We start from the raw sequence: 13,427 nt of genomic DNA on the forward strand, positions 1-13,427 counted from the left end.
GTCGTGCTGCTCCTCTTCGTTCCTGCCGCCGTCCCGTCCCCCGCGGACACGGCACCCCTTCCGGTGCATACGGCTTCGGCGCTCCGGACGCTCATGCCTTCACCAGACCCTGGGTGCTGCCGCCGAGCGCCAGATAGACGTCCTCCAGGCTGGGCGTGGCCAGGGTGAAGTCGTCGAGGGCCGCGAAGGCGGCACCGCCGGTGACCGTGGCGACGGCCGCACGTGCCTCCTCCGGGGCCATGCGCAGCGACCAGCGGCGTCCGGACGCCACCGCGCGGGCCTGCAGCGCCGCGACCTCCGGGACCTCCAGCGGCGCCCGCTCGCGCCAGACGAGCTCGACGCGCACCTCGCCCGCGACCCGCTCCTTGAGCCCGGCCGGGGTGTCACAGGCGATGACCCGCCCCCGGTCGAGCACGGCGACCCGGTCGAGGACCGTCTCGGCCTCGATGACGTTGTGGGTGACCAGCAGCACGGTCGCGCCGCGCTCGGCCCGCCGCCGGTCCACGGCCGCCCATACCGCGCGCCGGGCGACTGGGTCCATCCCGGTGGTCGGCTCGTCGAGCACGAGCAGCGGGCGCCGGCCCATCAGGGCGGCGGCGAAGCAGGCAAGGCGGCGCTGGCCGCCGGAGAGCTTCTTCAGCGGGCGTCCGGCGATCGGGGTGAGCCCGAGTTCGTCGAGCACCGCGTCCCGCTCCGCGCGAGCCTCGCGCAGTTCGAGACCGCGCAGCCGCCCGGTCGTCTCGGCGGCGAGGGAGACGGTCAGCTCGTCGAGGGCGCTGGACTCCTGCCCGAGGTAGGCGAGGATCCGCGCGGCCCGCTCGGGGTGGCGCACGATGTCATGGCCGAGGATCTCGACGGTGCCGCGGTCGGGCCGCAGCAGCCCGGTCAGCTGGCGTACGAGGGTGGACTTGCCGGCCCCGTTCGGCCCGAGCAGCCCGAAGATCTCCCCGCGCCGGACGTCCAGCCGTACGCCGTCGGTCGCCCGCACCTCGGGCGTCCCGGGCGCGCCGCGCCGGCCTCGAACCGCCGGATAGGTCTTGGTCAGCCCGCGCACGGCGCACACGACATCGTCATCCTGCCGTGGTGCCGGTGCGGTGCGCGTGTTCACAAAGGACGAGGGTAAGGGGTGACGGACGCCGGGCGGTCCCCGGGGCCCGTCCGAGGCGTCCGTGCGCTACTCGTCGCCGGACGCGTGTTCCGTGGAGGTGCGCTGGCCGATCTCCCGCCAGAATCCCGCCCGGATCGCGTACCGGTCGTTCTCGTCGATCTGGTCGTCCTTGTGGGCGAGAAGACCGAAGCGGGCCGCGTAACGGAGCAGCTCCCCGTCGATGCGGTGCGGCACCCGCGGATACATGCCCGAGAGCTTCTGCAGCGGGACGGCGTCGGCGAGCCGTTCGATCCACCGCCGGGCGAACACCTGGCCCACCTCATAGGGATCGCCACCGACCGTGGTGATGTCCTCCTCCCGGTCGGCCCACCGCTGCTCCGCGGTCGTCAGCTGCGCCAGCGTGGGCAGGGAGGCGGCCTCCGACGAATCCGCCGCGACCGGGCGGTCCACCCACCCCTTGTCGGAGGACCAGCGCAGCGTCGCCCCGGCGGGCTGCTGCACGGCCTGCGGGCCGGGTGCCCGCAGCGCGGCCAGGTCCTTCGGCGTCGGCACCCCCTTGGCCGCCGGTACGCGCTCCTGGGTGCCGTTGCGCGACGCGATGGCCGCGGCGTGCTCCGGCTCCGGGGCGGGCCGGTCCGGCGTGGCCGCGAGCGCCGACTCGGGCAGGGGCGCGGACAGGATCGCGGCGATCTCCGGACGAGGGTCCGGCTGGGGCGCGCACACCCCGCCCGGCTCCCTGGCGCGTACGGCCTGGGTGATCCAGGCACGGTCGAGCACCCGCCGCTCGTCGGCCTCGGCCACCAGGTCCTCGGACTGGTTGTAGTCGCCGTCCGCGGCCTGCACGGCCCACAGGTGTACGGCGACCCCGTGCTCCTTGGCGGCCATCATGCCCGGCAGCAGATCCCCGTCGCCGGTCACGAGCACGACGTCCGAGCAGGCGCGGTTGCGGGCCAGCTCGGTCAGCTCGGCGTGCATCGCGGCGTCGACGCCCTTCTGCGCCCAGCGCCCGTCGCTGCGGGTCAGCGCGCCCAGCCGCACGGTCACCCGGGGCATCACGCGCAGCCTGCGGTGTTCGGGCTGGGGGACCCGGTCGGGGGCGCCGTCGAACCAGTAGATGCGCAGCAGGGGCCGTTCGGTGTCGGACTCGGCACGCTCGCGCAGCCCCTGGATGAGGGCGGCGTGGTCGACCGTGATCCGGGACCTCGAGGGCTCCCCGGCGAGCAGGCTCGCGGCAGCCCCGAGCAGATACCCGGCGTCCACCAGGACGATGCAGCGGTCCACGCGATCCACCCTCTTTCCGGGAGGTTTGCTTCGGGCTTGCTTCGAGTCTGCCCGACCACGGGGAGGTTAACGGCCCGAACTCGATCTTCGGCGTGGCGGATCGGGACGGCTGCGCACGAACAGGCGTGGTCACACACGGTAATTATCCGACATGCGCCTGTTGTCAGGCTATGTGAATCTGGTCCCGGCTCTGGCCCTCAGATCCCCCACAGGAGGCAGATCACCATGGCCAAGAACAAGAACCGCAAGCAGGCGGGCCCGCAGAACCGCTCCTCCCAGGCCGAGCAGGCCCCGGAGAAGGGGCAGAGGTCCTCCGCCACGGAGGCCCACGAGTCCCCGATAGCGCAGGTCCAGGGCAGCCCTGCGGATGTTGCCCGTAAGAAGCAGAAGAGCTTCGGCCACAACTGAAGCCCGCGCCAGGGCACCTGAAGCCACCCGTGGCCAGGGAGCCTGGATATGCACAGAGGGGCGCACCCTTTGATGGGTGCGCCCCTCGCGTACGCCGTCGTTGCGAACGGGCCGTCGTGAACGGTCAGCCCGCCAGGCAGGAGGGTCCGAGCAGGACCTTCAGATCGCCGTAGAGCGCGGGATCCGGCTTGACGCGGTGGCGGTCCAGTCTGAGGACGGTCGTCTTGCTCGGTCCCTGAAGCTTGATCCGCACCTCGCTTTCGCCCTTGTGCTGGCTGAGGATCTCACCGAGGCGGCTCACCATCGGCGGGGTGACCTTCATCGCGGGGATGGTGAGCACCACGGGCGCGTTGGTGCCCGCGTTCGACAGGTCGGGGACCATGAGTTCCATCGCGACCAGCCGAGGTACGTCCTCGCGCTTGTCGAGGCGGCCCTTGACGAACACCACGGCGTCCTCGACGAGTTGGGTCGACACCAGTTGGTAGGTCGCCGGGAAGAACATGCACTCGATGGAGCCGGCAAGGTCCTCGACCGTGGCGATCGCCCAGGCGTTGCCCTGCTTGGTCATCTTGCGCTGCAGGCCCGAGATGATGCCGCCGATGGTGACGACCGCGCCGTCCGCGTGCTCGCCTCCGGTGAGTTGCGCGATGCCCGCGTCGGCCTTGTCGGACAGCACGTGCTCCAGGCCGAAGAGCGGGTGGTCGGAGACGTAGAGACCGAGCATCTCCCGCTCCTGGGCGAGCAGATAGGTCTTGTCCCACTCGTCGTCGGTGAAGGTGACGTCCAGGCCGAAGCCGGGCTCCTCGCTCTGCTCCTCACCCATGCCGCCGAAGAGGTCGAACTGGCCCTCGGCCTCCTTGCGCTTGACCGCGACCACGTTGTCGATCATCGGCTCGTACTGCGCGGTGAGGCCCTTGCGGGTGTGCCCCATCGTGTCGAAGGCGCCCGCCTTGATCAGCGACTCCGTGGTGCGCTTGTTGCAGACCACCGCCTCGACCTTGTCGAGGTAGTCCGGGAAGGACCCGTACTTCCCCTTGGCCTTACGGCACTTGATGATCGACTCCACGACGTTCGTACCGACGTTGCGCACGGCGGAGAGGCCGAAGAGGATCACGTCGTCACCCTGGGCGGCGAAGTTCGCCTCCGACTCGTTGACGTTCGGCGGGAGGACCTTGATGCCCATGCGGCGGCACTCGTTCAGATAGACGGCCGACTTGTCCTTGTCGTCCTTGACCGAGGTGAGGAGCGCGGCCATGTACTCGGCGGGGTGGTTCGCCTTCAGATAGGCGGTCCAGTACGACACCAGGCCGTACGCCGCGGAGTGGGCCTTGTTGAACGCGTAGCCGGCGAACGGGACCAGCACGTCCCACAGCGCCTGGATGGCCTCGTCGCTGTAGCCGTTCTTACGGGCGCCCGCCTGGAAGATGGTGAAGTTCTTCGCCAGCTCGTCGGGCTTCTTCTTGCCCATGACACGGCGGAGGATGTCGGCCTCGCCGAGCGAGTACCCGGCGATGATCTGGGCGGCCTTCTGCACCTGCTCCTGGTAGACGATCAGGCCGTAGGTGACCGCGAGGACCTCCTCGAGGGGCTCCGCCAGCTCCTTGTGGATCGGCGTGATCTCCTGCTGCTTGTTCTTGCGCAGCGCGTAGTTCGTGTGGGAGTTCATGCCCATCGGGCCCGGGCGGTACAGGGCCGAGACGGCGGAGATGTCTTCGAAGTTGTCCGGCTTCATCAGGCGCAGCAGGGAGCGCATGGGGCCGCCGTCGAACTGGAAGACACCGAGCGTGTCACCGCGCTGGAGCAGGTCGAAGGTCGTGGGATCGTCCAGCGGGAGACCCAGCAGGTCGATGTCGATGCCCTTGTTGGACTTCACCATCTTGACGGCGTCGTCCATGATCGTCAGGTTGCGCAGACCGAGGAAGTCCATCTTCAGCAGGCCGAGCGACTCACAGCTCGGGTAGTCCCACTGGGTGATGGTCACGCCGTCGGTGTGCCGCACCCAGACGGGCACGTGCTCGGTGATGGTCTCACTGGACATGATCACGCCGGCCGCGTGCACACCCATCTGGCGCACCAGTCCCTCGACGCCCTTGGCGGTGTCGATGACCTTCTTCACGTCCGGCTCGTTCTCGTACATCCCGCGCACCTCGCCCGCCTCCGAGTAGCGGGGGTGGTTCGGGTCGGTGATGCCGGACAGCGGGATGCCCTTGCCGAGGACGTCGGCGGGCATGGCCTTGGTGATGCGGTCGCCCATCGCGTACGGGTAGCCCAGCACGCGCGCGGAGTCCTTGATCGCGTTCTTGGCCTTGATGGTGCCGTACGTGCCGATCATGGCGACCTTGTCGGCGCCGTACTTCTCCGTCACGTAGCGGATCACCTCGACGCGCCGGCGCTCGTCGAAGTCGATGTCGACGTCGGGCATGGAGATGCGCTCGGGGTTGAGGAACCGCTCGAAGATCAGGCCGTGCGGGATCGGGTCGAGGTCGGTGATGCCCATGGCGTAGGCGACGATCGAGCCGGCCGCGGAGCCTCGGCCGGGGCCGACCGCGATGCCGTTGTTCTTGGCCCACATGATGAAGTCGGCGACCACGAGGAAGTAGCCCGGGAAGCCCATCGAGATGATGACGTCCATCTCGTAGTCGGCCTGCTTCTGGCGGTCCTCGGGGATGCCGCCCGGGAAGCGGCGCTCCATGCCGCGGCGGACCTCCTCCTTGAACCAGGTGACCTCGGTGTAGCCCTCGGGGATGTCGAACTTGGGCATGAGGTCGCGCTTCTCGAACATGCCGGTGGTGTCCACCATCTCGGCGACGAGAAGCGTGTTGGCGCAGCCCTCCTGCCAGGCGTCCGAGGAGTCGATGGCGTACATCTCGTCCGTGGACTTCAGGTAGTAGCCGGTGCCGTCGAACTTGAAGCGGTCCGGGTCGGAGAGGTTCTTGCCGGTCTGGATGCACAGCAGGGCGTCGTGGGCGCCCGCCTCGTGCGCGTAGGTGTAGTGCGAGTCGTTGGTGACCAGCGGCGGGATGCCCAGCTTCTTGCCGATCTCCAGCAGGCCGTCGCGGACCCGGCGCTCGATCTCGATGCCGTGGTCCATCAGCTCCAGGAAGTACTTGTCCTTGCCGAAGATGTCCTGGTACTCGGCGGCGGCCTTCAGGGCCTCGTCGAAGTGGCCGAGGCGCAGCCGGGTCTGCACCTCGCCGGAGGGGCAGCCGGTGGAGGCCACGATCCCCTCGGACCACTGCGCGATGGTCTCCTTGTCCATCCGGGGCCACTTCTGCAGCCAGCCCTCGGCGTACGCGTCCGAGGACAGCCGGAAGAGGTTGTGCAGGCCCGTCCTGTTCACCGCCCACATCGTCTTGTGGGTGTAGCCACCGGAACCGGAGATGTCGTCCCGCTTCTGGTGCGGCTGGCCCCAGAGGATCTTGCGCTTGTTGCGCCGGGACTCGGGGGCGACATATGCCTCGATGCCGATGATCGGGGTGATTCCGGACTTCGTCGCGGTGTGGAAGAAGTCGTACGCCCCGTGGAGGTTGCCGTGGTCGGACATGGCGATGTGCGTCATGCCCATCTCGTTGCACGCGTTGAACATGTCCTTCAGCCGCGCGGCACCGTCCAGCAGCGAGTACTGGGTGTGGACGTGCAGGTGCGTGAACGGCGGCTTGGACACGGTTTCGGCCTCCAATTGAGGGCGGTGGTCGGGAGACGGGCGGGCCCCCGGTGACGGATGTCCGACCGGCTGCGGACGGTCTGTGGGGACAGCGTTGAAGTCTATGCCTCGGGACTGACACCCGGCGGGCTTCCCCACGTACCTTCATCCGGAAGAACCGGAGAACCCGACGAACCTCGGGAACCGCGGTACCGAGGTACCGCGGAACCCCGGGGAACACGGAACACGGCAGACATGCATCCGTACCTGCGTGCGATGGACACGGGCCCTGCCGTCCGCGCCCTCGTGCGGGTGACACGGGCACTTTCCGCGTACCGTCGTCCGTTGGAAGGGAACGGACGATCCGGTCCCCACACGTCACGCACCACCTGCACCTGGAGGCATCCCGCGATGTCGGTCACGCAGCTCAGCGCTGAGCAACGCGGCGAGGAGATCCTCGCCGTCTTCGACACCGCCTTCGGCGAGCTGCTCGCCGCCGACCCGGCCGCGTTCCGCGTGAAGTTCCGCAAGATGGCGGCCTCCGCGTTCGCGTTCTACCGGGGCACGGCGTGCCTCTTCTACCACGACCTGGACTCCGAGAAGCGCGGCGGCCCGTACCTGGACGACCGCACCTCGCGCGTGTGGATCCACGGCGACCTGCACGCCGAGAACTTCGGCACCTACATGGACTCCACGGGCCGTCTGATCTTCAACGTGAACGACTTCGACGAGGCGTACGTCGGCCCCTTCACCTGGGACCTGAAGCGCTTCGCCGCCTCCGTGGCGCTGATCGGGTACGCGAAGGCGCTCGGCGACGAGCAGATCACCGAGCTGGTCAGGGTCTACGCGGCGGCCTACCGCGAGCGCGTCCACGCCCTGGCCACCGGCGCCAAGAGCGACGAGGTCCCGCCCTTCACCCTGGACACCGCCCAGGGCCCGCTGCTGGACGCGCTGCGTGACGCCCGCTCACTGACCCGCTTCGGGCTGCTGGACTCGATGACCGAGATCCGCGACTTCGAACGCCGCTTCGCGCCCGGCGGCGGCTCCATCGAGCTGGACGCGGCCACGCGCTACAAGGTGCTGGCGGCCTTCGACGGCTATCTGGAGACCCTCCCGGAGTCGTCCCTGGCCCGCCCGGACTCCTACCGCGTGAAGGACGTGGTGGGCCGGCGCGGCATCGGCATCGGCTCCGCGGGCCTGCCGTCGTACAACATCCTTCTCGAGGGCAACAGCGACGCCCTGGAGAACGACGTGGTGATCTACATCAAGCAGGCCCAGACCCCGGCCGTCTCCCATCACATCACCGACCCGGCGATCCGCGACTACTTCCAGCACGAGGGCCACCGCACGGTGATCTCCCAGCGTGCCCTGCAGGCGCACGCCGACCCCTGGCTGGGCTGGACGGAGCTGGACGCCGCGGGGCAGCTGGTCGCCGAGGTGTCGCCGTACGCCGTGGACCTGGACTGGGGCGACATCGACGATCCGGAGGAGATCGCCGCGGTCGTCGCCGACCTCGGCCGGGCCACGGCCGCGATGCACGCGGCGGCGGACGACCAGTCCGGCGAGTCCCTCGTGCCCTTCTCGACGGAGCGGGCCATCGACGCGGCGATCGCCGCCGACGAGGCCGCCTTCCCCGAGCTGCTGGTGGACTTCGCCCACACGTACGGCGCACGCGCGCGTGCCGACCACCAGATCTTCGTGGACCTGTTCCGCAACGGCCGGATTCCAGGTCTGTGACGGAAGGACCCGGCACAGCAAACCTTTAGTGCTCCCTTACCGGAGCACATGACACACTCTTCTCTGCGATGGACATATCCGGGACCCACCTCAGAGCCGTACGCGCGGCGCTGTTCACGGCACTGGTCGTGACGCTCAGCACCGCGTCGCACGTGCTGCTGTCCGAGGTCCCCCTGCCGATGGGGACGGTGGCCGCCATAGCCGCCGCCGTCTTCGTCGTCGCCTACGCCCTGGCCGGCTGTGAGCGCGGCTTCGGGAGGATCGCCGTCCTGCTGGTGCCGCTGGAGCTGACCGCCGACACGGTGTTCACCACCGGCCAGCACGCCTGCTACGGCAGGGCGGGCGGCCCGGTCACCGGCCCGCTGCGCTCGGTCGGCTGGGACGTGCTGTGCAACGGCGGCAGCGTGGGCACCCCGCTCATGCGGGCCGCGGGCACCGGTACCGGTACCGACCGGATCGCCGCGCTGCTCGCGCACGCCGACCCCGCGACCGCCTGGCTGCTGCTCGCCGCCCACGTCAGCGTGGGGCTTCTCGCCGCCGCCTGGCTGCGCCGCGGCGAGCGGGCGCTGGTGCAGCTGCTCGGCGCGATCGCGGTGAGCACCTTCCGGCCGCTGCTGATCGCGGCGGCCGCGGTGCGGGTGCGGCTCACCCCGGCCCGCCCGGCCCCGCGCCCGGCGCCCCGGATCGCAGTCCTGCGTACCCGCCTCTTCGTGCACTCCCTGGGACGGCGGGGACCGCCGTGCTCGGTCGCCCTGATCTGAGCGACATCCCGAGCACGACCACTCCCCCACCCGTATATCCCGCGCACGAGTGTGCGCGTCCCACAGGAGATCACCCATGAGCAAGCGGAACAACCAGGCGGCGAAGACGGCGGCCCGTGAGCGGCTGCGCATCGAGCGCGAGCGGCAGGCCAAGCGTGACAAGGCGAAGCGGCAGATCATCGTGGCCGCCTCGGTCGTGGCCGTGCTGGCCGCGGCGGGCGGCATAGGTTACGCCGTCGTCCAGGGGAACAAGCCCAGCCACTGGGAGGCCGCGAAGAGCGCCAAGGTCGTCGCCCCGGCCAACACCACGGGCACGAACGGCACCACGGTCGTCATCGGCAAGGACACCGCCCCGAAGACCCTCAAGGTCTACGAGGACCCGCGCTGCCCCGTGTGCGCCCAGTTCGAGCAGACGGTCGGCACGACCGTGAAGCAGGACATCGACAGCGGCAAGTTCAAGTTCCAGTACGTCGGCGCCACGTTCATCGACGGCCACGACAACGGCCAGGGCTCGAAGAACGCGCTGAGCGCCCTGGGCGCCGCGCTGAACGTCAGCCCCGAGGCGTTCCTCGAGTACAAGACGGCGCTGTACTCGACGAAGTGGCACCCGGACGAGACGGACGACAAGTTCAAGGACGACAGCTACCTCATCAAGGTCGCCGACACCGTCCCCGCGCTGAAGGGCAACACGAAGTTCCAGGACGCGGTCCACAAGGGCACCTACGACGCCTGGGCGATGGCCATGTCGAAGACCTTCGACGACAACAAGGACGGCGTGACCGGCACCCCGGGCTTCGTCATGGACGGCAAGCAGCTCAACGGCGGCACCCCGCTCCTGACGGTCGCGGACTTCAACAGGGTGGTGGACGCGGCCCTCAAGGCCTGACACCGACCGGGGAATCCGGCGTCCACGTGAAGAGCGGGCGAACTTTCAGAGTTCGCCCGCTCTTCTGTTCGTACTGGTCAGTAATCTCAGCGCCCGTGACCAGTCGATACAGAGCATCCGAGAGCTCCGGCTCCTTCTCCCCGCGCCGCCGTACGGTCGTCAAGGCCGCCGCCGCGACGGCCGTGATCGGCGTCCCGCTCGCCGCCGCCCTCCCGGCCCGGGCCGCCTCCGACGCCCCCGCCTTCCTGCACGGCGTGGCCTCCGGCGACCCGCTGCCCGACGGCGTTCTGCTGTGGACCCGTGTGACCCCCACCCCCCAGGCGATACCCGGCTCCGGGGTGGGCCCGGACACCCGGGTGGAGTGGGTCGTCGCCCAGGACAAGGCGCTCACGAACATCGTCGCCAAGGGCGCCGTCACCGCGACCGCCGCCTCCGACCACACCGTCAAGGCGGACGTGCGCGGGCTCCAGCCCGCCACCGACTACTGGTTCCGTTTCTCGGCCGGCGGCACCGACTCCCCCGTGGCCCGCACCCGCACCGCGCCGGCGGCCGACGCGGATGTGTCCGGTCTGCGCTTCGGCGTCGTCACCTGCGCCAACTGGGAGGCCGGCTACTTCGCCGCGTACCGCCACCTCGCGGCTCGCAACGACCTGGACGCCTGGCTGCACCTCGGCGACTACATCTACGAGTACAAGTCCGGCGAGTACGCGGCCCGGGGCAAGGTCGTACGCCCACACGCGCCGGCGAACGAGATCATCACGCTCGCCGACTACCGGATCCGGCACGCCGAGTACAAGACCGACCCCGACCTGCAGGCCCTGCATCTGAAGGCGCCGGTCGTCGCGATCTGGGACGACCACGAGTTCGCCGACAACGCCTGGTCGGGTGGTGCGGTCAACCACACCGAGGGCGCCGAGGGCACCTGGACCGCCCGCAAGTCGGCCGCCCGGCAGGCGTACTTCGAGTGGATGCCGGTGCGCCCGGCGATCGAGGGCACCACCTACCGGCGGCTGCGCTTCGGCAAGCTCGCCGATCTGTCCCTGCTGGACCTGCGCTCCTTCCGCTCCCAGCAGGCGTCCGCCGGCAGCGGCTCGGTGGACGACCCGAACCGCACGATCACCGGCCGCGCCCAGCTCGACTGGCTGAAGGCGGGACTGAAGGCCTCCGACACCAAGTGGCGGCTGGTCGGCAACTCGGTGATGATCGCGCCGTTCGTCATCGGCTCCCTCACCGCCGACCTGCTCAAGCCGCTCGCCAAGCTGCTCGACCTGCCGCAGGACGGCATCGGCGTCAACACCGACCAGTGGGACGGCTACACCCACGACCGCCGGGAGCTCCTCGACCATCTGCGCTCGAACGCCATCGGCAACACCGTCTTCCTGACCGGCGACATCCACATGTCGTGGGCCAACGACGTGCCCGTGGACGCGGGCACCTACCCGCTGTCGCCGTCGGCCGCCACCGAGTTCGTCATCACCTCGGTGACCTCCGACAACCTCGACGACATCGTGAAGGTCCCCGAGGGACTGGTCTCCGTGGCCGCCGCGCCGCTCATCGAGGCCGCCAACCGGCACGTCCACTGGGTTGACACCGACCGGCACGGCTTCGGCGTGCTGGACGTCACCGCCTCCCGCGCCCAGATGGACTACTACGTCCTGTCCGACCGCACCGACGCGAACGCCACCGCCAAGTGGGAACGCTCGTACCGCACCCTCAGCGGCACGCAGAAGGTCGAGCGGACCTACGACCCGGTCTGATCCCAGAGGGCCGGACGACTACAGGCTGTCGAGGAAGCCGAGCGCCACCCGCCAGGTGGCCTCGGCGGCCTCCTCGTCGTAGTCCGGCAGCTCGGGGTCGGTGTAGAGGTGGCCGGCGCCCGTGTAGCGGTAGATCTCGACGTCCGCGCCCGCTCTGCCCATCTGCAGATACCAGGCGCTGAGCCAGTCGTCCGTCTCGAACGGGTCCGGCTCGGCGACATGCAGCTGGACCGGCAGTTCGTCCACCGAGGCGCCCGGCGCGATGTCCGACGTGCCGTGCAGCAGCAGAAGGCCGCGCGCGTTGTGGTCGCCGAGCGCCAGGGTCTGCGCGATGGACGCGCCGAGCGAGAACCCCGCGTACACCACGCCCCGCTCCGAGTACGGCGCCGCGGCCAGCACGGCCCGCTTCAGCAGCTCTTCCTTGCCGATCTCGTCCTTGAGGGCCATGCCCTCCTCGACCGTCTCGAAGGTGCGGCCCTCGAACAGGTCGGGGGTCCACACCTCGTGCCCGGCGGCCCGGAGCCGGTCGGCGGCGGCCCTGACCGCGGGCCGCGGTCCGTACGTCGAGTGGAAGAGGATGATGTTCATGAGCCCATGGTGCCAGGAGGGACGGACAACCCTGTGAACAGCGGGTTCGCAGGGAGATCCGGGACACAGGTTCACGATGCCGTCAGCCGGTTACGTTCGAAGGCATGGAGAACGTACTGCGCCCGGTGATCGTCGTCGGTGGCTCGGTCGTGCTCACGGTGCTTGCCGGGTGGGCCACGGACCTTCTGCTGCGCAAGGCGAACGCCGGGCATCCCGAGACGCCCCTGTGGGGCCTGCTCCGGCGCGCCCGCATCCCCTACCAGCTCGTCCTGTGCGCGGCCCTGCTGAGAGGCTCCTACGACCAGGCGAAACTGCTGGAGGCCCACCGGGTCGCCGTCGGACGGACGCTGACGCTCGTCCTCATCGGTTCCGCCGCCTGGCTGGTCATCCGTATCGCGGGCGCGGTCGTCGAGACGTCGTACTCCCGCTACGCCCGCGCCCACCGCGACGCGGCCCGGGTCCGGCGTGTGCGCACCCAGGTATCGCTGATCATGCGGGTGGTGGCGGCAGTCGTCGGGGTGGTGGCGGCCAGCGCGATGCTGCTGACGTTCCCGGCGATGCGGACGGCCGGCGCCTCACTGTTGGCCTCGGCCGGCATCCTCGGCATCGTCGCCGGTGTCGCCGCGCAGTCCACGCTCGCCAACCTCTTCGCGGGACTGCAGATAGCGTTCGGCGACATGGTCCGGATCGGCGACACGGTCGTAGTCAGCGGCGAGTGGGGCACCGTCGAGGACATCACCCTGACGTTTCTGACGGTACGGACCTGGGACGAGCGCCGGATCACCATGCCGGTGTCGTACTTCACCTCGCAGCCGTTCGAGAACTGGTCCCGCGGCGGCGCCCAGATGACCGGGATCGTCTACTTCCATGTCGACCACTCCGCGCCCGTGGAGGCCATGCGCGACAAGCTCCGCGACATCCTGCGCGAGTGCCCCGCCTGGGACGGGCGTGCCTTCGGCCTCCAGGTCACCGACAGCACGCCCAACACCATGCAGGTGCGGGCGCTGATGACCGCGAAGGACTCGGACGACATCTGGACGGTGCGGGTCGCGGTGCGCGAGCGGATGATCCGCTGGCTGAACGAGGAGCATCCCTACGCGCTGCCCCGGGTCAACACGGCGAGCGCGGTCCCGCCGCCGAGCCGGAACGGCCAGGCGGGGACCGAGGACGTGGCCGCGAGGGCGCAGGGGTCGCCCGACGGACGGTTCCACAAAGCCTACGAGTCGTCCCGGACCGGCCGGCGCTGAGTGCCGGGCCC

General features: G+C 69.8%; 10 protein-coding genes. 6 read left to right on the forward strand and 4 right to left on the reverse strand.

The window, feature by feature from the left end; genetic code table 11:
* Nucleotides 1–91: 91 nt before the first annotated feature.
* Together ACFYX0_RS03020 and ACFYX0_RS03025 are read right to left on the reverse strand one after the other, a co-directional pair.
* Nucleotides 92–1,063, reverse strand: coding sequence for an ABC transporter ATP-binding protein (locus ACFYX0_RS03020; RefSeq protein WP_355903995.1), 972 nt, complete (start codon nucleotides 1,061–1,063; stop codon nucleotides 92–94).
* Nucleotides 1,064–1,174: 111 nt separating this feature from the next.
* The gene (locus ACFYX0_RS03025; protein ID WP_388965660.1) at nucleotides 1,175–2,389 is read right to left on the reverse strand and encodes an NYN domain-containing protein; all 1,215 of its coding nucleotides are present in this window, start codon (nucleotides 2,387–2,389) and stop codon (nucleotides 1,175–1,177) included.
* Nucleotides 2,390–2,614: 225 nt separating this feature from the next.
* On the opposite strand from ACFYX0_RS03025, the gene ACFYX0_RS03030 reads away from it, so the two are divergent.
* Nucleotides 2,615–2,797 (forward strand): hypothetical protein, encoded by a 183-nt coding sequence (locus tag ACFYX0_RS03030; RefSeq protein ID WP_311690916.1) that lies wholly within the window; start codon nucleotides 2,615–2,617, stop codon nucleotides 2,795–2,797.
* Between the two features lie 124 nt (nucleotides 2,798–2,921).
* On the opposite strand, the gene dnaE is transcribed toward ACFYX0_RS03030, so the two are convergent.
* Nucleotides 2,922–6,461, reverse strand: coding sequence for a DNA polymerase III subunit alpha (dnaE, locus tag ACFYX0_RS03035; RefSeq protein ID WP_355903886.1), 3,540 nt, complete (start codon nucleotides 6,459–6,461; stop codon nucleotides 2,922–2,924).
* Between the two features lie 390 nt (nucleotides 6,462–6,851).
* On the opposite strand from dnaE, the gene ACFYX0_RS03040 reads away from it, so the two are divergent.
* The 4 genes from ACFYX0_RS03040 to ACFYX0_RS03055 all read left to right on the forward strand — a co-directional run bounded on the left by ACFYX0_RS03040 (nucleotide 6,852) and on the right by ACFYX0_RS03055 (nucleotide 11,581).
* The gene (locus tag ACFYX0_RS03040) at nucleotides 6,852–8,177 is read left to right on the forward strand and encodes a DUF2252 domain-containing protein (RefSeq protein WP_355903889.1); all 1,326 of its coding nucleotides are present in this window, start codon (nucleotides 6,852–6,854) and stop codon (nucleotides 8,175–8,177) included.
* A gap of 68 nt (nucleotides 8,178–8,245) precedes the next feature.
* Complete coding sequence (locus ACFYX0_RS03045; RefSeq protein WP_388965663.1) at nucleotides 8,246–8,938, forward strand: hypothetical protein; 693 nt, start codon at nucleotides 8,246–8,248, stop codon at nucleotides 8,936–8,938.
* A gap of 76 nt (nucleotides 8,939–9,014) precedes the next feature.
* Nucleotides 9,015–9,824: a thioredoxin domain-containing protein gene (locus tag ACFYX0_RS03050; RefSeq protein ID WP_388965665.1), complete on the forward strand. Its 810-nt coding sequence runs from the start codon at nucleotides 9,015–9,017 to the stop codon at nucleotides 9,822–9,824.
* Between the two features lie 95 nt (nucleotides 9,825–9,919).
* Entirely contained in the window at nucleotides 9,920–11,581 is a 1,662-nt protein-coding gene (locus ACFYX0_RS03055; RefSeq protein ID WP_388965668.1) for an alkaline phosphatase D family protein, read from the forward strand.
* 18 nt (nucleotides 11,582–11,599) lie between these two features.
* On the opposite strand, the gene ACFYX0_RS03060 is transcribed toward ACFYX0_RS03055, so the two are convergent.
* On the reverse strand, nucleotides 11,600–12,244 hold the full coding sequence (locus ACFYX0_RS03060; RefSeq protein WP_388965671.1) for a dienelactone hydrolase family protein: 645 nt from the start codon (nucleotides 12,242–12,244) through the stop codon (nucleotides 11,600–11,602).
* 29 nt (nucleotides 12,245–12,273) lie between these two features.
* Between ACFYX0_RS03060 and ACFYX0_RS03065 the strand changes: the two genes are divergently transcribed.
* A complete protein-coding gene (locus tag ACFYX0_RS03065; RefSeq protein ID WP_388965674.1) occupies nucleotides 12,274–13,416 on the forward strand; it encodes a mechanosensitive ion channel family protein in 1,143 nt (380 codons plus the stop codon).
* Nucleotides 13,417–13,427: the final 11 nt, after the last annotated feature.

The organism is Streptomyces sp. NPDC002573 (genome assembly GCF_042889625.1).
Classification (GTDB): domain Bacteria; phylum Actinomycetota; class Actinomycetes; order Streptomycetales; family Streptomycetaceae; genus Streptomyces; species Streptomyces gibsoniae.